Origin of the sequence: Mycobacterium syngnathidarum (genome assembly GCF_001942625.1) — a bacterium.
GTDB classification, from domain to species: Bacteria; Actinomycetota; Actinomycetes; order Mycobacteriales; family Mycobacteriaceae; genus Mycobacterium; species Mycobacterium syngnathidarum.
This window is the reverse complement of record NZ_MLCL01000029.1, coordinates 118,540-139,067: the sequence shown is the minus strand read 5'-3', so window position 1 is coordinate 139,067 and position 20,528 is coordinate 118,540. Positions and strand designations below refer to the sequence as shown.

The 20,528-nt window shown below is 67.4% G+C and carries 22 protein-coding genes and 1 tRNA gene; 7 read left to right on the top strand and 16 right to left on the bottom strand.

The features are described from left to right. The first annotated feature begins 13 nt into the window (after positions 1 to 13). The gene (locus tag BKG60_RS08580; protein ID WP_070189117.1) at positions 14 to 1,936 is read left to right on the top strand and encodes an acyl-CoA dehydrogenase family protein; all 1,923 of its coding nucleotides are present in this window, start codon (positions 14 to 16) and stop codon (positions 1,934 to 1,936) included. A 5-nt stretch (positions 1,937 to 1,941) separates the two neighbouring features. Here the strand turns inward: BKG60_RS08580 and BKG60_RS08575 are convergent, their stop codons facing one another. Further along, entirely contained in the window at positions 1,942 to 2,433 is a 492-nt protein-coding gene (locus BKG60_RS08575) for an LppP/LprE family lipoprotein (protein WP_070189116.1), read from the bottom strand. Between the two features lie 107 nt (positions 2,434 to 2,540). On the opposite strand from BKG60_RS08575, the gene BKG60_RS08570 reads away from it, so the two are divergent. Next, complete coding sequence (locus BKG60_RS08570; protein ID WP_070189115.1) at positions 2,541 to 2,855, top strand: hypothetical protein; 315 nt, start codon at positions 2,541 to 2,543, stop codon at positions 2,853 to 2,855. Positions 2,856 to 2,877: 22 nt separating this feature from the next. On the opposite strand, the gene BKG60_RS08565 is transcribed toward BKG60_RS08570, so the two are convergent. Beyond that, positions 2,878 to 2,950 (bottom strand) — tRNA-Asn (locus tag BKG60_RS08565). A 174-nt stretch (positions 2,951 to 3,124) separates the two neighbouring features. Here BKG60_RS08565 and BKG60_RS08560 point away from each other — a divergent pair. Further along, positions 3,125 to 3,388, top strand: coding sequence for a hypothetical protein (locus tag BKG60_RS08560; protein WP_019343335.1), 264 nt, complete (start codon positions 3,125 to 3,127; stop codon positions 3,386 to 3,388). A 3-nt stretch (positions 3,389 to 3,391) separates the two neighbouring features. Here the strand turns inward: BKG60_RS08560 and BKG60_RS08555 are convergent, their stop codons facing one another. From BKG60_RS08555 to BKG60_RS08545, 3 genes are all read right to left on the bottom strand, one after another. Then, complete coding sequence (locus BKG60_RS08555) at positions 3,392 to 3,700, bottom strand: DUF7155 family protein (protein WP_234998579.1); 309 nt, start codon at positions 3,698 to 3,700, stop codon at positions 3,392 to 3,394. A 61-nt stretch (positions 3,701 to 3,761) separates the two neighbouring features. Next, on the bottom strand, positions 3,762 to 5,672 hold the full coding sequence (dnaG, locus tag BKG60_RS08550) for a DNA primase (protein WP_070189114.1): 1,911 nt from the start codon (positions 5,670 to 5,672) through the stop codon (positions 3,762 to 3,764). A 4-nt stretch (positions 5,673 to 5,676) separates the two neighbouring features. After that, positions 5,677 to 6,951 (bottom strand): deoxyguanosinetriphosphate triphosphohydrolase, encoded by a 1,275-nt coding sequence (locus tag BKG60_RS08545; RefSeq protein ID WP_070189113.1) that lies wholly within the window; start codon positions 6,949 to 6,951, stop codon positions 5,677 to 5,679. A 59-nt stretch (positions 6,952 to 7,010) separates the two neighbouring features. Between BKG60_RS08545 and BKG60_RS08540 the strand changes: the two genes are divergently transcribed. Next, positions 7,011 to 9,038 (top strand): TPM domain-containing protein, encoded by a 2,028-nt coding sequence (locus BKG60_RS08540; RefSeq protein ID WP_075909540.1) that lies wholly within the window; start codon positions 7,011 to 7,013, stop codon positions 9,036 to 9,038. A 19-nt stretch (positions 9,039 to 9,057) separates the two neighbouring features. Here BKG60_RS08540 and BKG60_RS08535 read toward each other — a convergent pair whose 3' ends face one another. Then, entirely contained in the window at positions 9,058 to 10,452 is a 1,395-nt protein-coding gene (locus tag BKG60_RS08535; RefSeq protein WP_075909539.1) for a glycine--tRNA ligase, read from the bottom strand. A 173-nt stretch (positions 10,453 to 10,625) separates the two neighbouring features. Here BKG60_RS08535 and BKG60_RS08530 point away from each other — a divergent pair, with 173 nt between their 5' ends. Together BKG60_RS08530 and BKG60_RS08525 are read left to right on the top strand one after the other, a co-directional pair. Further along, a complete protein-coding gene (locus BKG60_RS08530) occupies positions 10,626 to 10,919 on the top strand; it encodes an ArsR/SmtB family transcription factor (protein ID WP_234998594.1) in 294 nt (97 codons plus the stop codon). Then, on the top strand, positions 10,916 to 11,314 hold the full coding sequence (locus BKG60_RS08525; protein WP_070189109.1) for a Fur family transcriptional regulator: 399 nt from the start codon (positions 10,916 to 10,918) through the stop codon (positions 11,312 to 11,314). The genes BKG60_RS08530 and BKG60_RS08525 overlap by 4 nt, the downstream gene beginning before the upstream one ends. Positions 11,315 to 11,317: 3 nt before the next feature. Here the strand turns inward: BKG60_RS08525 and BKG60_RS08520 are convergent, their stop codons facing one another. The 4 genes from BKG60_RS08520 to recO are packed head-to-tail and all read right to left on the bottom strand — an operon-like array spanning position 11,318 to position 13,865. Beyond that, complete coding sequence (locus tag BKG60_RS08520) at positions 11,318 to 11,737, bottom strand: NUDIX hydrolase (RefSeq protein ID WP_075909538.1); 420 nt, start codon at positions 11,735 to 11,737, stop codon at positions 11,318 to 11,320. After that, positions 11,734 to 12,180, bottom strand: a complete 447-nt coding sequence (locus BKG60_RS08515) for a hypothetical protein (protein WP_070189107.1) — start codon at positions 12,178 to 12,180, stop codon at positions 11,734 to 11,736. Before BKG60_RS08515 ends, BKG60_RS08520 begins: the two co-directional genes overlap by 4 nt. 1 nt (position 12,181) lies before the next feature. Beyond that, entirely contained in the window at positions 12,182 to 13,075 is an 894-nt protein-coding gene (locus tag BKG60_RS08510; protein ID WP_070189106.1) for a decaprenyl diphosphate synthase, read from the bottom strand. Continuing rightward, the gene (gene recO, locus BKG60_RS08505) at positions 13,011 to 13,865 is read right to left on the bottom strand and encodes a DNA repair protein RecO (protein WP_070189147.1); all 855 of its coding nucleotides are present in this window, start codon (positions 13,863 to 13,865) and stop codon (positions 13,011 to 13,013) included. Before recO ends, BKG60_RS08510 begins: the two co-directional genes overlap by 65 nt. A gap of 63 nt (positions 13,866 to 13,928) precedes the next feature. Between recO and BKG60_RS08500 the strand changes: the two genes are divergently transcribed. After that, positions 13,929 to 15,437: an amidase gene (locus BKG60_RS08500; protein WP_075909591.1), complete on the top strand. Its 1,509-nt coding sequence runs from the start codon at positions 13,929 to 13,931 to the stop codon at positions 15,435 to 15,437. Between the two features lie 5 nt (positions 15,438 to 15,442). On the opposite strand, the gene era is transcribed toward BKG60_RS08500, so the two are convergent. The 6 genes from era to BKG60_RS08470 form a co-directional block, all read right to left on the bottom strand. Next, on the bottom strand, positions 15,443 to 16,351 hold the full coding sequence (era, locus tag BKG60_RS08495) for a GTPase Era (protein ID WP_075909537.1): 909 nt from the start codon (positions 16,349 to 16,351) through the stop codon (positions 15,443 to 15,445). After that, the gene (locus BKG60_RS08490) at positions 16,348 to 16,665 is read right to left on the bottom strand and encodes a cytidine deaminase (protein WP_075909536.1); all 318 of its coding nucleotides are present in this window, start codon (positions 16,663 to 16,665) and stop codon (positions 16,348 to 16,350) included. Before BKG60_RS08490 ends, era begins: the two co-directional genes overlap by 4 nt. Beyond that, positions 16,658 to 17,959, bottom strand: a complete 1,302-nt coding sequence (locus tag BKG60_RS08485) for a hemolysin family protein (RefSeq protein ID WP_070943434.1) — start codon at positions 17,957 to 17,959, stop codon at positions 16,658 to 16,660. Before BKG60_RS08485 ends, BKG60_RS08490 begins: the two co-directional genes overlap by 8 nt. Further along, positions 17,956 to 18,492 (bottom strand): rRNA maturation RNase YbeY, encoded by a 537-nt coding sequence (gene ybeY / locus BKG60_RS08480; RefSeq protein ID WP_070943435.1) that lies wholly within the window; start codon positions 18,490 to 18,492, stop codon positions 17,956 to 17,958. The genes BKG60_RS08485 and ybeY overlap by 4 nt, the downstream gene beginning before the upstream one ends. Further along, positions 18,489 to 19,535 (bottom strand): PhoH family protein, encoded by a 1,047-nt coding sequence (locus BKG60_RS08475; RefSeq protein WP_075909535.1) that lies wholly within the window; start codon positions 19,533 to 19,535, stop codon positions 18,489 to 18,491. The genes ybeY and BKG60_RS08475 overlap by 4 nt, the downstream gene beginning before the upstream one ends. Positions 19,536 to 19,773: 238 nt before the next feature. Further along, positions 19,774 to 20,523, bottom strand: coding sequence for a 16S rRNA (uracil(1498)-N(3))-methyltransferase (locus tag BKG60_RS08470; protein WP_075909534.1), 750 nt, complete (start codon positions 20,521 to 20,523; stop codon positions 19,774 to 19,776). Positions 20,524 to 20,528 lie beyond the last annotated feature (5 nt).

Genomic DNA, 20,528 nt, shown 5'->3' with positions numbered 1-20,528 from the left:
TTACCGTCGGATTATGACCTCCACTGCCGAACATCTGCGAAATGCGCTGGACGGCCGCTGGCGCGACGTCAAAAATGCCATGCGAGCCAGGTTGTCCGACGAGATCTTCCGACCCCACTACACCCCGAACACCGTCATCGCCCGGGCCAAGGTGGCCGAGCAACTCAAGATCATGGCCGCGGCCGGGGCAGCCGAGGACGGCTTCCGCAAAGAGCACGGCGGCAACGGCGACGTCGGCGCCGCCATCACCCAGATCGAGATGCTGGCCATGAGCGATCTGTCGCTCATGGTGAAGGCCGGCGTGCAATGGGGCCTGTTCGGCGGCGCCATCGAGAATCTGGGCACCGAACGTCACCACAAGGCCTATGTGCGCCGGCTCATCGACCTGGACCTGCTGGGCTGCTTCGCGATGACCGAGACCGGCCACGGAAGCGACGTCCAGTCGCTGGAGACCACCGCCACCTACGATCCGGCGACCCAGGAATTCGTCATTCACTCCCCCACCCCCACCGCACGCAAGGACTACATCGGTGGTGCTGCCGAAACCGCTAGGGTGGCAGCCGTTTTCGCGCAATTGATCACCCCGGACGGCGAGGGGCACGGCGTGCACTGTCTCGTGGTGCCCATCCGTGACGACATGGGCAACGACATGCCCGGCGTGACCACGTCGGACTGTCACTACAAGGGCGGCCTCCCCGGCGTCGACAACGGGCGCATCGTGTTCGACCACGTACGGGTTCCGCGAGAAAACCTGCTCAACCGCTACGCCGACGTCGCCCCCGACGGCACCTACAGCTCACCGATCGAGAACTCCGGCCGACGGTTCTTCACCATGCTGGGCACCTTGATCCGCGGCCGCGTCACCGTCGGTGGCAGCGCTTCGGCCGCGGCGCGGGTGGCCCTCGACATCGCCACCCGATATGCGTTGGAACGCAGGCAGTTCGAAGCACCCAAGAGCGATGACGAAGTCCTCATCATGGACTACCTGGTGCATCAACGCCGACTGCTGCCGCTGATCGCCAAGTCCTACGCACTGCAGTTCGCTCAGAACGAGCTGGTGGCCAAATGCCATGAGTTGCAGACCTCCGACGATCCCGACGCCGAGGAGCAGCGAGAACTCGAGGCCCGCGCGGCCGGTCTGAAGGCGGCCAACACCTGGCACGCCAGCCGGGCCATCCAGGAAGCGCGCGAAGCCTGTGGCGGTGCGGGCTATCTGGCCGAGAACCGGCTGATCGCCCTGCGCGCCGACACCGACGTCTTCACCACGTTCGAAGGCGACAACCATGTGCTCACGCAGCTGGTGGCCAAGGAACTACTCACTGCCTACGCCGACGACATCAAGGGTATGAGCCCGGTCGAATGGGTCCGGTTCGCGGCCAACTACGCCGGTGAACGGGTACTGAAACGCACTGCCGCAGAGACCATCATCCAGACAATCCTCGACACCCGTCAGGACAACGAGGAGGAAGGCAGCCTCTTCAACCGCGGCACGCAGGTCAAGATGTTCGAAGACCGCGAGGAGTACATGCTGGCCTCGGTGGCGCGGCGGCTGCAGGGCAAATCCAAGGAGATGTCGGCCTTCGAGGCGTTCAACCATGTGCAGGACCACGTGCTGCACGCCGCACAGGCCCACATCGATCGCGTCGTCCTGGAAGCGTTCGTCGCGGGCATCGACGCCTGCGAGGACGAGACCGCACGCGAACTCCTCCAGGACGTCTGCGACCTTTACGCGCTGTCGGTGATCGAGGACGACAAGGCCTGGTTCATCGAGCACCGGTTCCTGTCCACCGAACGCGCCAAGGCTGTGACGCGGGGGATCAACGAACGCTGCCGCTCACTGCGCCCACACGTCGAAACCCTCGTCGACGGGTTCGGCATCCCCGAGCAGTTGCGCTACGCAGCGATGCTCGACCCGGACGAACTGGTCAACGGCTGAGCGGCTCAGGGTTTCGGAATCGGGTCGACGGCAACGAGTTTGCCGTCGTCTCCGATCCGGAACCGCACGGTGGCAATACCGGTCGGTGATGTGGCCGAGTCCTGGCCCTGCTGCCACTGGTAGTTCACCACCACGCTGTCATCGGCATTGGTGACGACGTTGATATAGGGCCGCGGCTCCGGAGTGGCCGGACCGATCGGGGTCTGACGGTCGAAGAACAGCAGCTGCCCGACACTGTTGGGTTCCGGGTCGGTCTGGCCCACCTGGACCCAGTAGAGCCGGCAGTTGAGCGCGTGGCCGGTACCGATCTGCCTCCACTGCCGGCCCGCTTCCGGCGCGGGCAGTTTCGCTATCTCATCGGCGATCGTGTCGGCGCTCGGGCCGTCCGACGGCGCGCAGGTGTCGGGCTTCGGGGGCGGCGCCGACGGCGGGCTCCAGCCGCAACCAACCGCGAGGAGACCGACAAAGGCGACGATGGCGATCAGCCGTGGGTGCACACCCCGAGGGTAGCGAATCAAACCGGCTCAGCGAGTGGGCTGACGGCGGCGCGTCGATAGGTGAGACTGTTTGCGATCCGACTCGCACACACCCCAAGGAGACACCGATGGCTTGGTTCCTCGCCATGGAAGGCCCCGCCAACAAGGCCGTGCTCTACCAACTGCAGGAATCAGTCAACGTCCAACAGATCGCCGAGGAGATGGCCAGTGCGGCCACCCTCGATCGCGCGGTGCCCGTCCCCGCCGTGCTGGCCAACAACCGGCAGCAGGTGACGGTCTATGTGCGGCCGGCGGCTTGGGGCGTGTGGACGTTCTATCAACTGTCCGAAGAGGAGCGGAAAGCTCTCGCGTCGGCGTCCAATCCGCTGGTGGAGGCGCTTACCCAGGCGGCCCGTCAGGCCCAGACCCGGCCCCAGTCCTAGGACTGGGGTCTGAGAGAACTTGCTCCCCCGATTGGACTCGAACCAATAACCGCCCGATTAACAGTCGGGAGCTCTGCCAATTGAGCTACAGGGGACTACCTTCCGCGGAAGCTCCGCGGCCGAGCGTTGACTCTAGCGTACGGACCGCCGCTGTCGCCAACTCGCTCCCGGACGGGCGCGCCGGGGCGGCGGTGAGGCAGGATGGAGCACACACCTGCAGTCTGGGGAGCACATCGCTGCGGGAGGCCCGTCGCTTTGGGAGGAATGCTGTGATCCGCTATGCCGCCGTGATCGCCGTCGGCTACGTGCTGGGCGCCAAGGCCGGGCGACGTCGCTATGAGCAGATCGCCAGCACCTATCGTGCGGTGACCGCCAATCCGGCCACCAAGGCGGTTCTGGACGCCGGACGACGCAAGATCGCCAAGCGGGTCTCACCCGACCCGCAGTTCCTCACGTTGACCCCCATAGACGCAGAAACGTCGGTGTTCTCCACGAAGGAGAGCACCGACGGTTCGGCGAAAACTCGCTGGTAGGGGCTAGCCGATCCCCTGGTTGATCGACGTGCCGGGCAGCAGCGGGCCGGTGACGAATCCGCCATTCCCGCCGGCGCCGACCCACGGCGTGCCGACGTTGGCAGGCATGCCGTTCGAGTAGGACAGGCACTTGCCGTCCTCCTTGTTGCCGAACCAGGCCAGGCAGGCCGGCTGGGCCGATACCTCGGGACCGGCGGTGGACGTCGCCAAGAACGCCGGGGCGGTTGCTGCAGCGCCGGTGGCCAGCGCGAATGCGCCGACTGCGACGTAGCGCCGTGTCTTCGTGCTGAACAGTGTCACCAGGTTGGTCACCGGGTTCGCCTCTTTCGCGTGTAGTGGCCCGACTGCCGTCACCCTATCGCGATGTGGGCCCTCACGCAGTCAGGTCGTCGCCGCTGGCCTGTTCGAGCAGGCTGCGCCGGTAAGACTCCATGGCCACCAGGTCACCGAAGAGGGCGTGATATTCGTCTCCCTGCTCCACCGGCGACATGCGTTGCAGCTTGGACTTCACCTCGGCGATCTGGCGGCCCACCCACACCTCCTGCAGGCGGGCCAGCACGCTGCTGATGTAGCGCGGCAGGTGCTCGTCGTCCTCGACGTTGATGGCCTCCACGCCCAGTTCGTTGACCAGGCCGGCGGCCGCGGGGGACGCGGCCTGCTCACGGACGGCTTCGATCCATTGCGCCCCGGATTTGCCCGCCGCCGTGCCGCCCGCCGCCTCGATCGCCGACCGCACCGCGGCATACCCGGGATGGGTGAAGCTCTCGACGGTCAGCGAGTCGAACACCGGCCCGGCGATCACCGGATATTGCAGCCCGGCCTTGAGCGCCTCACGCTGCGGCCACAGTGTCGGATCGGAGGGGTTGGGGCGGCCGATGTGTTCCGGTACGGGGGTCTGCCTGGGCCTCGCCTGCTGTCGCGCGGACTGACGCCGTGAGTCCTTGCGGCCGCCACTGGCTTCCTCCCGCACGCGGCCGATCACCTGTGCGACGTTGTCCCAGCCGACCCAGCCGGCCAGCTGCCGGGCGTACTCGTCGCGCAGTGTCGGGTCTTTGATGCGGGCCGCCATCGGCACGCAGCGCCGCAGCGCGGCCACCCGGCCCTCGGCGCTGTCGAGATCGTGTTCGGCCAGCGCACTGCGAATCACGAACTCGAACAACGGGGTTCGTCGTGCCACCAGATCGCGTACGGCGCCGTCGCCGGAGCGCAGTCGCAGGTCGCACGGGTCCATACCGTCGGGAGCCACCGCCACGAAGGACTGTCCGGACAGGTTCTGCTCACCCTCGAACGCTTTCACCGCGGCGGCCTGACCGGCGGCGTCACCATCGAACACGTAGATGAGCTCGCCGCGGAAGAAGTTGTCGTCCATCATCAGCCGGCGCAGCATCGACAGGTGCTGTTCGCCGAACGCGGTGCCGCACGAGGCCACGGCCGTGGTCACCCCGGCCAGGTGCATGGCCATCACGTCGGTGTAGCCCTCGACGACCACGGCCTGATGCCCCTTGGCGATGTCGCGTTTGGCGCGGTCCAGCCCGAACAGCACCTGCGACTTCTTGTAGAGGACGGTTTCGGGGGTGTTGACGTACTTGGCCTGGTTCTGGTCGTCGTCGAACAATCGGCGGGCCCCGAAGCCGATGGTCTCACCCGAGGACACCCGGATCGGCCACAGCAGCCGGCGGTGGAACCGGTCCATCGGCCCGCGCTTGCCCTCCCGGCTCAGCCCGGCGGCCTCCAGCTCCTTGAACTCGAAACCCATGCGCCGCAAGTGCTTTGTCAGCGTGTCCCACCCCGACGGCGCGAACCCGCAACCGAACTGGGCGGCCGCGGCGGCGTCGAAGTTGCGCTCGGTCAGGTACTTGCGCGCCTCAGCCGCCTCATCCGAGGCCAACGCCTGGGCGTAGAACTCCTGGGCGGCGGCATTGGCCGCCAGCAACCGGCTGCGACTGCCCCGGTCTCGCTGGACATTGGTCGTCGACGCGCCGGTGTAGGTGACGGTGTAGTTGACCCGGTCGGCCAGCAACTCGACCGCCTCGACGAAACTCACGTGTTCGATCTTCTGGACGAAGGCGTACACGTCGCCGCCCTCACCACAGCCGAAGCAGTGGAAGTGGCCGTGATTGGGCCGCACGTGAAACGACGGAGACTTCTCGTCGTGGAACGGGCACAGGCCCTTCATCGAGTCGGCCCCGGCCCGCCTCAGCTGGACGTAGTCGCCGACGACATCTTCGATGCGAACCTTTTCACGGATGGCCGCGATATCGCGATCTGAAATCCGGCCGGCCACCGGCTCATTCTAGAGGTCTGGGTGAGCGTGCCTCGTGCACTCTTTCCAACCGGCTCTCGGTGTAGGACGCAATCTGGTCGATCACCACACGCAGCTTGGCGCCGTCGTCGGCAGCGAGATCGAATTCGGGCGCGAACTGGGGGTCGAGACTGCCCGGAGCCTGCGCCCACAGCGCCAGGGCGACTTCATGGATGAGGGTGCGTTGGTCGGCCTGGATCTGCAGGTGCCGGTGGTCGGACATGATGAACTGCAGCGCCAGCATCTTGAGCAGCACCACCTCGGCGCGCACCAGAGGCGGCACCGCGAGCTCGGCGTCAAATCGGCGCAGCGGCCCATCGCCGGCGACGGCCCGCGTCTGGGTGATCGCCGCATTCGCAAACCGCCCCACGAGTTCACTGGTCATGGTCTTCAGCGCGACCGAGGACGCCAACGTGCCGTCGTAGCGCCCGACCGCGGCCACCACCGGCACCCGGGACAACCGCTCGGCCGCAGCCAGTAGATCGTCGTGGGTGACACTGGGAAAGCTTCGGGCGCCCAGACCGGCCAGCGAGGCAGCGGCGTCGCGATCCCCGAGCACCCGCAGGTCGATGCGCCCGGAGATCACGCCGTCCTCGACGTCGTGCACGGAATACGCGACATCGTCGGCCCAGTCCATCACCTGCGCCTCCAGGCACGGCCGATCGGCAGGCGCACCTTCGCGCACCCAGGCGGCGGCCTCGGCGTCGTCGTCGTAGAACCCGTACTTCTTCCGGGTGCCCAGACTGGACCACGGATACTTGGCCACCGCATCCAGCGCGGCCCTCGTCAGATTGAGCCCCGCCGACCGCCCTTCGGCATCAAGAACTTTGGGCTCCAGCCGGGTGAGGATCCGGAAATTCTGGGCGTTGCCCTCGAACCCGCCGAACGATTTGGCGATCTCGTCGAGGGCCCGCTCGCCGTTGTGCCCGTACGGCGGATGCCCGATGTCGTGGGCCAGCCCGGCCAGATCCACCAGGTCCGGATCGCAGCCGAGCCCCACCGCCATACCGCGGCCGATCTGGGCCACCTCCAGCGAATGGGTGAGCCGGGTGCGCGGGGTGTCGCCGTGCCGCGGGCCGACCACCTGGGTCTTGTCGGCGAGCCGGCGCAGGGCCGCACTGTGCAACACCCGGGCCCGGTCACGGGCGAAGTCGGTTCGGTGCTCGGTATCGGTGCCGGGCAGCACAGCAGCCTTGGGCGCCTCGACCACCAGACGTTGCCGGTCGAAGTCGTCATACCAGGACTGCGTATCCGCGTTCACCGACGCACAGTCTGCCAGGAAGCGACGCGCCAACCCCCCAGCGCACTAGATTGGCGGTCATGCGTATCGCCCGTCTGCTGTCCATGCTGCTCGCGATCCTGATGACCGGTCTCGTGGTGGCTCCCGCCGCCACCGCCGAACCGCCACTGCGGCTGGCAACCCAACTGACCGACAACGCGGGCGTGTTGTCGGCAGCCCAGCGTGGCAACGTGCAGCGTGCCATCGACCGGCTCTACGACGGCCGCCACATCAAGTTGTGGGTGGTGTTCGTCGAGGACTTCGCCCGGCAGAATCCGGTCGGCTGGGCGCAGAACACCATGCGGCTGAGCGATTTCGGTGACGACGATGTGCTCCTGGCGGTCGCCACGGTGGACCGGGCATTCGCGTTCCAGGTGCCCGACACCGTCACCAATTCGGCGCGCGCCGACGACATCCGGCGCAACAGCGTCACCCCGGCCCTGCGCCGGGACGACTGGCCAGGGGCCGCGATCGCCGCGGCCAACGGCTTGAACGCCGAACCCGAATCCCCTGCCGCGACCGGTGTGTCGTGGCCGGCCATGTTGATCGGCCTCGGCGTGGTGCTGGTGCTGGTCGGCTTGCTGTGGTGGTGGTCGCGCCGGCGCCGGGCCAAGCGCCGCCGCGCCGAGTTCGAGACCGCCAAGCGGGTCGACCCGACCGATCCCAACGCACTGGCATCGGTGCCGCTGGAGGCGCTGGACGAGCTGTCCCGCTCGATCGTGGTCGACGTCGACAACGCCGTGCGCACCAGCGAGGCCGAGCTCGAGCTGGCCGTGGAGGAGTTCGGGGCCAAGCGCACCGAACCGTTCAGTGCGGCGCTGACGAACGCCAAAACGGCTCTGGCCCAAGCCTTCACCGTGCGCCAGACGCTCGACGACGACGCACCCGAGACCCCGCTGCAACAACGCCAGATGTTGACGCAGGTGGTGGTGTCAGCGGCCGGCGCCGACCGTGAGCTGGAAGTCCAGAGCCAGGCGTTCGAGCAGCTGCGCGATCTGGTGATCAACGCCCCGAGCCGGCTGGACGCCATGACCCGGCAGATGGTCGATCTCACCGCCCGCATCGATCCGTCCAGACAATCCCTGGACACCCTGCACACCCAGTTCGACGCGAGCGCCCTGACGTCGGTGGAGACCAACGTGGACACCGCCGAGGAGCGACTGGCCTTCGCCGACCGCAACATCACCGCCGCCCGCGACCTGGTATCCCGGCCGGCCAACGACCAGACCACGTTGGTGGACGCCGTCCGCTCCGCCGAGTCCGGGCTCGACCAAGCCCGCACCCTGCTCGACGCCGTCGACAGCGCGGCCTCCGACATCAACCGGGCCCTGGCCGGTCTGCCCGCGGCCATCACCGACATCCAGGCTGGCATCGAACAGGCGAATTCGCTACTGGGTCAACCCGGTACGCCCCAGGCCGACAAGCTGAGCACCGCCCGGGACGCCGCCAAGAAGGCTGCCGACGACGCGACGGCCAACGGCAAGACCGACCCGCTGGGCACGTTCACCCGGTTGACCAAGGCCGACGCCGAACTCGATCAGCTGCTGGCCGGTGTCCACGAACAACAGGAGGCAGCCGAGCGGCTGGCCCGCGCGCTGGAGCAGGCGCTGTTCACCGCGCAATCGCGGGTCAAGGCGGTGTCGGACTTCATCGAGACCCGGCGCGGCAGTATCGGCCCGGAAGCGCGTACCCGCCTGGCCGAGGCGCAGCGACAACTGCAGGCCGCCGAAGCCAAGCGGGTCGCAAATCCGAACGAGGCGGTGGCGCACGCCAACGGGGCGTCGACGTTGGCCGCGCAGGCACAGGGCCTGGCCAACGATGACGTCCGTGCCGCGCAGCGGTCCTACACCTCGCAGTACGGCGGCGGTGGCGGGTCCGACATGGGTGCGGTGCTCGGCGGCATCCTCATCGGCAACATCCTGCGCGGAGGTGGCGGCTTCGGCGGCGGGTATGGGGGCGGCTTCGGAGGCGGCTTCGGCGGGGGCCGCGGCATGGGCCGCCCGACGTCCTACGGCGGCTCGTCCCATTCGTCGGGCCGCAGCTACAGCGGCGGTGGCGGCCGCTTCTAACCCGCTCGACGGGGAAAGATCAGCAGCCCTTGAGCCGCACCGCCAGGTAGTCCGACACCTTGTCCAGGGCGACGCGCTCCTGGGTCATGGCGTCGCGCTCACGGATGGTGACCGCGTTGTCCTCCAGGGTGTCGAAATCGACTGTCACGCAATACGGCGTACCGATCTCGTCCTGACGGCGGTAGCGGCGGCCGATCGCACCGGCGTCGTCGAACTCGACGTTCCAGTTCTTGCGCAGTTCGGCGGCCAGGTCGCGGGCCTTGGGTGACAGATCGGCGTTGCGCGACAGCGGCAGCACCGCGGCCTTGACCGGGGCCAGCCGCGGATCGAGCTTGAGCACGGTGCGCTTGTCCACCCCGCCCTTGGCGTTGGGAGCCTCGTCCTCGGTGTAGGAGTCGACCAGGAACGCCATCAGCGAGCGCGTCAAACCGGCCGCCGGTTCGATCACGTACGGCACGTAGCGGGTGTCGGCGCCCTGATCGTAGAAGGACAGATCGACACCGGAATGCTTTGCGTGCGTGGACAAGTCGAAGTTGGTGCGGTTGGCGACGCCTTCCAGCTCACCCCACGGGTTGCCGGCGAAACCGAACTTGTACTCGATGTCGACCGTGCCGTCGGAATAGTGCGACAGCTTCTCCTTGGGGTGGTCGTACAGGCGCAGGTTGTCCCGGTTGATGCCGAGGTCGACGTACCACTGCAGCCGGGTATCGATCCAGTACTTGTGCCATTCGCCGGCGGTCGAGGGCTCGACGAAGAACTCCATCTCCATCTGCTCGAACTCGCGGGTGCGGAAGATGAAGTTGCCGGGGGTGATCTCGTTGCGGAAGCTCTTGCCGATCTGGCCGATGCCGAACGGCGGCTTCTTGCGCGCAGTGGTGACCACATTGGCGAAGTTGACGAAGATGCCCTGGGCGGTCTCCGGGCGCAGGTAGTGCAGGCCCTCTTCGGACTCGATCGGGCCCAGGTAGGTCTTGAGCATCATGTTGAAGTCACGCGGCTCGGTCCACTGGCCCTTGGTGCCGCAATCGGGGCAGACGATCTCGTCCATCGACACGGAATCGGGGTCATCGAGCCCCTTCTTGGCCGCGTAGGCCTCCTGCATGTGGTCCTGCCGATGCCGCTTGTGGCAGTTCAGGCACTCCACCAGCGGATCGTTGAAGACGTCGACGTGACCGGAGGCCACCCACACCTGCCGCGGCAGGATGATTGCGGAGTCCAGGCCGACGACATCGTCGCGGCCGGTGACCATGGACTTCCACCACTGCCGCTTGATGTTCTCCTTGAGCTCGACACCTAGCGGCCCGTAGTCCCACGCGGACTTGGTGCCGCCGTAGATCTCTCCGGACTGATAGACCAGGCCACGGCGTTTCGCCAGGTTCGCAACGGTGTCGATGATCGAAGAAGACGGAGCCACGGTCCAACAGCGTAGCCACAGGCGCACCGGCAGCGATAATCCGCCGCGACCGTCGGGGCGGTTGACATGCGATATCGCGCATGTATCCTGGCCCCATAATGGAAACGATTTCCAATATCACCGTAAACCAGCACGACGACGCGCGCGAGCACAACGCCACCCCGGCGTCGGAAATGCCGCCGCGCGAGGTCCTGGTCACCGCAGGTGAACTGCTGCGTGCCCTGGCCGCGCCACTGCGAATCGCCATCGTCCTGCAGCTGCAACAGTCCCAACGCTGCGTCCACGAATTGGTCGACGCGCTTGCCGTGCCGCAGCCGCTGGTGAGCCAGCACCTGCGGATCCTCAAGCAGGCCGGCGTGGTCGCCAGCGAGCGCTCGGGACGTGAGGTGCTCTACCACCTCGTCGACCATCACCTGGCCCACATCGTCGCCGACGCGGTCGCCCACGCCAGCGAGGAACCGCGGTGACGGGCGCAGTCCGGTCGACGCGCCAGCGCGCGGCCATCGCCGATCTGCTCAACGAGACGGATGGATTCCGCTCCGCCCAGGAACTGCACGACGAGTTGCGCCGCCGCGGCCAGGGCATCGGTCTGACCACGGTGTACCGCACGCTGCAGACGATGGCCACCACCGGCAGCGTCGACACACTGCGCACCGACACCGGGGAATCGGTGTACCGGCGCTGCTCGGAGCACCATCACCACCATCTGGTGTGCCGGGAATGCGGCGCCACCGTCGAGATCTCGGGTGGCCAGGTCGAGAAGTGGGCCGCCGACGTGGCCCGCGAGCACGGCTTCTCCGACGTCAGCCACACCATCGAGATCTTCGGGATGTGCCGCGCCTGCGCCAGCGAGGGCAGCTGAGTTTCACACCTGGGGCCGCTGAGCCCGATCGCGTACCAGCGCCAGCACGGTGTGCTCGGTGAGCGGCGCCAGCCGAACCCCGCCCGGCGCGAACGGGTCAACCCACAGCATCTCCTCGATCTCGGCCCGCACCTGCGCCGCGCCGTTCAAGCTGACCAGGTAGAGCCACGCATCGACGAAGTGGCCGGGTTCATTGGCGGCCGGCGCGGTGAATTGGCCGAGCTCCTCGGCCGCCGAAGCATCGAATCCGACCCCGAGTTCCTCACCGACCTCGCGAGCCAAGGCCTCGACAGGCTGCTCCCCCGGCTCGATTTTCCCACCGGGTTGCATGAACGCCGTCGTGCCGCGCTTGCGGACCACCAGTAACCGGTCGTGCTCGTCGAGCACCACGGCCGCGACGATCCGGATGACCGGAGCGCTCACGACATCAGATCGCGGCGCACATCGGCACCCGTGGCCAGCACCATCAGGATCAACGTGCGCAGCGCGTCATCGGTGAGCCCGGCCGCCGGGAAGTTGTAGCGCAGCATCACATCGGCGACCTTCTTGGCCGGCCGTTTGCGGGATGCACCCTTGGGAGTCGCACCGTTCGTGGGGGTCTCGACCAACTTCTCCACCAGCACCACCGTGCCCAGCATGGTCTTGCTGGCATGCTCGGATACCCGCTCGCGAATCTTGTTGTTCAGCGGCAGATCCCAAGCCAAGGGCTGGGTCAGCGAAACCATCTCCAAGCCCTCCGCGATGGCCACCACCCGCACCGAGGCCACCGAACCGTCGACCGTCACGGTCAGCGCGGCGTCCGGTTCCTCGACGACAGACATCACCTCGCTCAGCGCCGAGGACAACTGCTGCAGGAGGCCGGGCATATCAGGCCCTGCCGAAGCGACGGTTACGGTTCACGTACTCCTCGCACGCCGCCCACAAGTCGCGCCGGTCGTAGTCGGGCCACAGCTTGTCCTGGAACACGAACTCGGCGTAGGCCGCCTGCCACAGTAGGAAGTTGCTGGCCCGCTGCTCCCCCGAGGTCCGGATGAACAGATCCACGTCGGGAATGTCGGGACGGTGCAGATGTTTGGCGAACGACGCCTCGCTGATGCGGCCCGGGTTGATCTTGCCCTCGGCGGCCTCGGCGGCCAGGGCCTGCGCGGCCTCGACGATCTCGGTGCGCCCGCCGTAGTTGACGCAATAGTTCACGGTGATGACGTCGTTGCCGACGGTCATCTGCTCGGCGATGTCGAATTCCTTGATGACGCTGCGCCACATCTTGGGCCGCGACCCGACCCAGCGCATGTTCACACCCATGGCGTTCAGGTTCTCCCGGCGGCGGCGCACCACCTCCCGGTTGAACCCCATCAGGAACCGGACCTCCTCGGCGCTGCGCTTCCAGTTCTCGGTGGAGAACGCATAGACGCTCAGGTGCTTGATGCCCAGTTCGATGGCACCGCAGGTGATGTCGATCAGCACCGCCTCGCCCATCTTGTGGCCCTCGGTACGTCCCAGGCCGCGCTGGGTGGCCCACCGACCGTTGCCGTCCATCACCACGGCGACGTGGTTGGGGACCTGATCGGCCGGGATCCTCGGCGCAACCGCCTTGGAGGTGTGCTGAGGTGGGCGCGCGAAGCGGCCGTTGGTGCCGGCCGGGATCTCGGGGAAGACGACGGGCCAAGTCGAGGTGTCCGGAAAGACCGGATAGTCCTCAGGCGCCGGGGGCAGCTGTGGGTAGGCCGACTTGCCCCGCTTCCCGTCCTTCGTCAATGCCATGGCTCATATCCTGCCTGACCAGCGTGGCGCGCTGTTCGGCGACTGTCCGATCGATCCGGTACACCCGCTCGACCAGAGGCAATGTCCGAAGTTGGCGCTCCAGATGCCATTGCAGATGCGCCGCGATCAGTCCGCTGGCCTGGCTGCGATGCCCCGACGAAGAGGCCTCGGCATATTCCCAGTCACCCTCGTGCAGCGCCGACATCAGCTCCAACACAGGCTGTGGCGGGGTGCTGGATCCGCTGGGCCGACAGTGCACGCACACGCTGCCGCCGGCGGCGACGTGGAACGCCCGGTGCGGACCCGGCGCGGCGCAGCGCGCGCACTCGGTCAGCGCCGGCGCCCACCCTGCGATCGTCATCGCCCGCAGCAGGTAGGAATCGAGAATCAGCTCGCGGGCCCGACGGCCGTCGGCGATGGCGCGCAGCGCAGCCACCGTGAGCCGGTGCAGATCGGGCATCGGCGCCCGCTCCTCCCCGGCCAGCCGCTCGGCGGTCTCCAACATCGCGCACGCGTTGGTGTAACGGCCGTAATCGCTGACGATGTCGGCGGCGAACGCGTCGATCGCCTGAACCTGGGTGACGATGTCGAGGTTGCGTCCCGGGTGCAGTTGCACGTCAATGTGAGCAAACGGTTCCAGCCGGGCACCGAACTTGCTGCGGGTACGCCGAACCCCTTTGGCCACCGCGCGCACCAAACCATGGTCGCGGGTGAGCAGGGTGACAATCCGGTCGGCCTCGCCGAGCTTGTGCTGGCGCAGCACCACCGCCCGGTCCCGGTACAGCCGCATCGTGACAGTGTCGCACCAAGGCCGGACAGGTTCTGTTACGCACCGCCGATATCCTCGAAAGTGATGGCCAAATCTGCGACTTCCGACCCGACTTCCCGCCCTTCTGCGCCCCTTTTCCCCACCTTGACCCATCAGCTGTACCAACTTGCCAGCGGCGCAATCACTTCTGACGAACTGGTACGTCAGACCCTGCATGCCATCACCGCGAGCCAATCCACCCTCAACGCATTCCGCGTCGTGCTGACCGAGCAGGCGCTGGCTGACGCCGCCGAGGCCGATGTGGCTCGCTCAGCCGGCAAACAACTCCCGCTCCTGGGAATTCCGATCGCGGTCAAAGACGACGTGGACATCGCCGGCGTGCCCACCCGATTCGGCCTCGAGGGCGACGCGCGCGTCGCCACCGACGACGCCGAGGTGGTACGGCGCCTGAAGGCCGCCGGCGCGGTGATCGTCGGGAAGACCAACACCTGCGAGCTCGGGCAGTGGCCGTTCACCGGGGGGCCGGGATTCGGCCACACCCGCAACCCGTGGTCGCGCAGACACAGCCCGGGCGGATCCTCCGGCGGCAGCGCCGCCGCCGTCGCCGCGGGCCTGGTGACCGCGGCCATCGGATCCGACGGCGCGGGCAGTGTCCGAATTCCCGCGGCGTGGACGCATCTGGTGGGCATCAAGCCGCAGCGCGGGCGCATCTCCACCTGGCCCCTGCCCGAGGCGTTCAACGGCATCACCGTCAACGGGGTGCTGGCCCGCACTGTCACCGATGCGGCCCTGGTACTGGACGCCGCGTCCGGCAATGCCGAGGGCGACCTGCACAAGCCGGCCCCGATCCAGGCCGCCGAGTACGTCGGCCGCGCCCCGGGGCCGCTGCGGGTGGCGATGTCGACGAAGTTCCCTTTCACGGGCTTCCCCGCCACGCTGCACCCCGAGATCCGCGACGCCCTTCAGACCGTCGCCGATCAGCTCGGGCACCTGGGCCACACCGTGGTGGCCAAAGACCCCGATTACGGCCTGCGAATGTCGTGGGACTTCCTGGCCCGCTCGACTGCGGGCCTGCTGGACTGGGCCGAGCGGCTCGGTGATGTGCCCTACGACGAGCGCACCGTGGTCAACATGAGGATCGGGCGGGTGCTGTCACAGGACATCCTGCGCAAGGCCCGCGCCCACGAGGCCGCCGCGCAACGCCGTATTTCGTGGATCTTCAACCTCGTCGACGTCATCATCGCCCCGACCACGGCCCAACCACCGCCGCTCACACACGAATTCGATCGACGCGGCTGGTCTGCCACAGAACGCGCGTCGATCGCCGCCTGCCCGGTGACGTGGCCATGGAACCTGCTGGGCTGGCCGTCGATCAACGTGCCCGCGGGGTTTACCTCCGACGGCCTGCCGATCGGTGTGCAACTGATGGGCCCGGCAGACAGTGAGCCGCTACTGATCTCGCTGGCGGCCGAGTTGGAGGCGATCACCGGCTGGGCCGCCAAGCAGCCCGACGTCTGGTGGAACGCCCCGGCCCAGACCGACGCATCCCAAGCCGCGGCCGCGATCAACGCGCTCGACCGGCGGGCCGGCTAGGCGGTTCAGAACCCGAGCCGCCCCAACTGTTTGGGGTCGCGCTGCCAGTTCTTGGCGATCTTGACGCGAAGGTCGAGATAAACCTTTGTGCCGAGTAGTTTCTCGATCTGAGTGCGGGCGACAGTGCCAACCTCGCGCAGCCGGGCACCGCCCTTGCCGATCACGATGCCTTTCTGGCTGTCGCGCTCGACGTACAGGATGGCGTGCACGTCAACAAGTGGGCTCAGATCGTCGCGACCTTCTCTGTCGGATACCTCTTCGATGACAACCGCCAGCGAGTGCGGCAACTCGTCGCGTACACCTTCCAGAGCGGCCTCACGGATGAGCTCGGCCATCAGGACTTCTTCCGGCTCGTCGGTCAGCTCACCGTCGGGGTAATAGGCGGGCCCCGGCGGCAGTTTCGAGACGAGGACGTCGGTGAGCACGTCGAGTTGTTCGTTCGCGGTGGCCGAAACCGGCACGATGTCGGTGTCCGGCCCGACCAGCTCGCTGACCGCGAGAAGCTGCTCGGCCACACGGTCTTTGGACACCTTGTCGGTCTTGGTGACGACGGCGATCAGGGTGGTTTTCGGTGCCACCGCGCGGATCTGCTGATAGATCCAGCGGTCACCGGGACCGATGCGCTCATCGGCCGGGATGCACAACCCGATCACGTCGACCTCGGAGTAGGTGTCCTTGACCAGATCGTTGAGCCGTTGTCCGAGCAGGGTTCGCGGCCGGTGCAGACCGGGAGTGTCAACCAGGATGATCTGAAAGTCCTCGCGGTGCACGATGCCGCGGATCGTGTGCCGCGTGGTCTGCGGCCGGTTCGAGGTGATCGCGACCTTCTGACCGACCAGGGCGTTGGTCAACGTCGACTTGCCGGTGTTGGGTCTACCGACGAAACAGACGAAGCCGGAACGGAATTCGGTCATACCGGTTTTCCCGCCCGGTCGGTGACGATCACCGAGGCGTCGCCGGACAGTTCCCGGACCGCGGCCACCCCGGCGTCCTCGGCGCTACCACCGACCAGCACCGCGGCCTCAAGCCCGGTGGCGCCGCTGGACACGGCGGCGGCCACGGCCGCCTGCAGCGCGGTCAGCTGCAGTGCGGCCAATGCCACCGGCGCACCGGCATAGGTGCGGCCGTCCTGATCGCGCACCGCGGCACCCGAGGATGCCTCGGCGCGGCCCATCGCGCCGCGGGCCAGCACCACGAGCTTGTTGTCTTCTGCGTCGAGCTCACTCATCGGTACCTCGGATCTCCTGTTCCTCAGATTCAGCCGGGCTCACCAGAACTGTGCCGATCCGCACCCGCCCGCGATGGTCGGAACCGCCCTCGGCGCGCAGCCGCAGGCCATCCCACGTCACTTCGGCGCCGGGCAGCGGCACCCGGCCCAATTCGAATGCCACCAGGCCGCCGACGGTGTCCACGTCGAGATCCTCGTCGGCCTCCAGCCCGTACAGTTCGCAGAGGTCCTCGATCGCCAGCCGTGCCGACACCCGGTACTGGCGGTCACCGAGTTCTTCGACCGGGGCCACCTCGTCGGTGTCGTACTCGTCGGCGATCTCGCCGACGATCTCCTCGAGAACGTCCTCGATGGTGACCAGCCCGGCGATCGCACCGTATTCGTCGACGAGCAGCGCCATGTGGTTGCGGTCGCGCTGCATCTCGTTGAGCAGTTCGTCGAGCGGCTTGGAGTCCGGGACGAACACCGCCGGGCGCATCACCTGCGCCACGCTGGTGTCGCGGCCGCCGTTGGTCGAGTAGTAGGTCTGCTGGACAAGATCTTTCAGATAGACCACACCGACGATGTCGTCGACGTTCTCGCCGACCACCGGGATGCGGGAATGTCCGCTGCGCACCGCCAACGACGTGGCTTGGCCGGCCGATTTGTCACTCTCGATCCACACCATCTCGGTACGCGGCACCATGACCTCGCGGGCCGGGGTATCCCCCAGTTCGAACACCGACTGGATCATCCGGCGTTCTTCGTCGGCCACCACCCCGCGCTGCTGGGCCAGGTCGACGACCTCCCGCAGCTCGATCTCGGAAGCGAACGGGCCGTTGCGGAAACCACGGCCCGGTGTCAGTGCGTTACCGATCAGCACCAGCAGCCGGCTGATCGGGGTGAGCAACACCGAGATGGCCTGCAACGGCAATGCCGAGAGCAACGCGATGGAGTACGCGTTCTGCCTGCCGACGGTGCGCGGGCCGACACCGATGGCCACGAAGCTCGTCACCACCATGATGGCCGCCGAGGCCACCAGACCCCAACTGACACCGAGATGTCCGTCCAGGAACGACACGAGCAGGACTGTGGCACTGATCTCGCAGGTAATCCTCAGCAGGACAACAAGATTGATGTAGCGGGGGCGTTCGGCGACCACGCGGCTGAGCCGGGCGGCGCCCGGGCGCTCGTCGCGGACCAGTTCCTCGATGCGCGCGATCGAGACGGTGGACAGCGCGGCGTCGATGGCCGCGAACAGGCCCCCGAAACCGACCAGCACCACGGCGCCGAGCAGCGGAAGTATGCCGGTCACGGTTCGTCGAAATATCGAGACTTGTCCAGCAGGCGCTGATCTTTCTCGCTCTGCCGGTCGGCGTGGTATGCCTCGACCTGATCAGCCACCCACTCCTCGAGGAGCTGACGCTGCAGCGCGAACATCTCTTTTTCCTCGTCGGGTTCGGCGTGGTCGTAGCCGAGCAGATGCAGCACCCCGTGCACGGTCAGCAGGGCCAGCTCCTGGCCCAGCGAGTGCCCGGCCTTGGCAGCCTGCTGTTCGGCGAACTCCGGGCACAACACGATGTCGCCGAGCATCGACGGACCCGGCTCGGGAGAATCCGGCCGTCCCCCGGGCTCCAGCTCGTCCATCGGGAAGCTCATCACGTCGGTGGGGCCGGGCAGGTCCATCCACCGCATGTGCAGGTCGGCCATGGCGGCGCTGTCCACCAGCACCATCGACAGCTCAGCCGCCGGGTTGACGTCCATCTTCGCGATGACGAAGCGCGCCACGCTGATCAGTTCGTCCTCGGAGACATCGATGCCCGACTCGTTCGATACCTCGACGCTCATCTGCGAGGCCGCCCGTTCGACGAACGGCGTTGGGCCCGGTTGAGCAATGCCGGCTCCTCGTGTCGGGCGTAGGCCTCCACGATCTCGGATACCAGGCGGTGCCGGACCACGTCGGCACTGGTGAGTTCGGCGAAGTGGATGTCTTCGACATCGTCGAGGATGTGCATCGCGGCCCGCAGGCCCGACCGGGCTCCGCCCGGCAGGTCGACCTGCGTGATGTCGCCGGTGACAACGATTTTCGAGCCGAACCCCAGACGGGTCAGGAACATCTTCATCTGCTCGGCGGTGGTGTTCTGCGCCTCGTCGAGGATGATGAACGCATCGTTGAGGCTCCTACCACGCATAAATGCCAGTGGCGCCACCTCGATCACCCCCGCGGCCAACAGGTTCGGAATCGCCGCCGGATCCATCATGTCGTGTAGCGCGTCATAGAGCGGCCGCAGATACGGGTCGATCTTCTCCGTCAGCGTGCCGGGCAGAAAGCCGAGGCGTTCACCGGCTTCCACTGCGGGCCGGGTCAGGATGATCCGGTTGACCTGCTTGGACTGCAGCGCGCTGACCGCCTTGGCCATCGCCAGGTAGGTCTTGCCGGTACCGGCCGGACCGATGCCGAACACGATGGTGTGCTCATCGATGGCGTCGACGTAGCGCTTCTGGTTGAGCGTCTTGGGCCGGATGGTCTTGCCCCGGCGGCTCAAGATGTCGAGGGTCAGTATCTCGGCCGGGGACTCGTCCTCGGTGCCGGTGAGGATGGCGACGCTGTGGCGCACCGTCTCCGGCGTGACCGCCTGCCCACTGGAGGCAACGGCGATCAACTCGGCAACCACGCGCTCGGCCAGCGCGACATCAGCGGGCTCACCGGTGACGGTGATCTCATTGCCGCGGGCGTGCAGGTCGGCGGTCAGAAGTCGTTCGAGGGCCCGCAGATTCCCATCAGCCGAGCCGAGCAGGCCCACGACGATGTCGGGCGGAACAGTGATGCTGCTGCGGACCGATTCCGATGAGATGGCCGACGAGTCAGCGGTCGTGTCGCGGGGCGTCACGTGGAGTTTGTGCCTGCTTTCCGTGTTCTCGTGACGGCCGGCTGCCGTCCGTGCTGTTGTCAGTTTACCGCTGGTCAACGACACGCCCCCACCCGTTGAGCGAGCTGAGCACGGCGGCGACCCCAGGTTGGGCGAAAAACCAGGTCAAGGCTCCCCCAACAGCGCCGCTTTCGACACCGTGGCTGCCCTTGTCCCACTGAGCACGACCCTGCGGTAGAAGACGACGCCGAGTGGAGCGCTAGATCTCCCAGCGCGCCGTCAGCGCACCGATGGCGCCCAAGGCCACCGCGGCCGCCGTCGACGTGCGCAGCACGGTCGGGCCCAACCGGACGGCCTTCGCCCCGGCCCCGGTCAGCGCGGCGATCTCCTCGTCGGCGATACCGCCTTCGGGTCCGATGACGAGCATCAACGAATCCGCCAGGGCCAGCGGCAGTTCAGCGAGCGGCACGGTGGCCGACTCGTGCAGGGCGAGCACCACTGCCCCGCCGGTCACGGCGTCGCTGACTCGCTGGGTCAGCGCCGTCGTCGACACCACACCGTCCACCGCCGGGACGTAGGCGCGCCGAGACTGCCGGGCCGCCGAGCGGGCCACCGCCTCCCAGCGCCGCAGGCCCTTGTCCACCTTCGGGCCGTCCCAGCGGGCCACGCACCGAGCGGCCTGCCAGGCCACGAACCCGTCCGCGCCCGCCTCGGTCGCCAGCTCGACGGCCAGCTCCGAGCGATCCGATTTGGGCAGCGCCTGCACCACGGTGACGGCCGGACGCGGCGGCACGATGGCGACCCGTTCGGTCACCCGCGCCGACAACCGACCCTTGGCGGTCTCCTCGACGACACAGTGCGCCAGGGTGCCGGCACCGTCGCTGAGGTCGATGTGTTCTCCCACGCGGATCCGACGCACGTTGGACGCGTGGAAGCCCTCGTCGCCGTCGACGACGGCCAACTCCCCCGCGCCCGGCAGCGCGTCGACATAGAAAAGCGCTGCACTCACGGCGT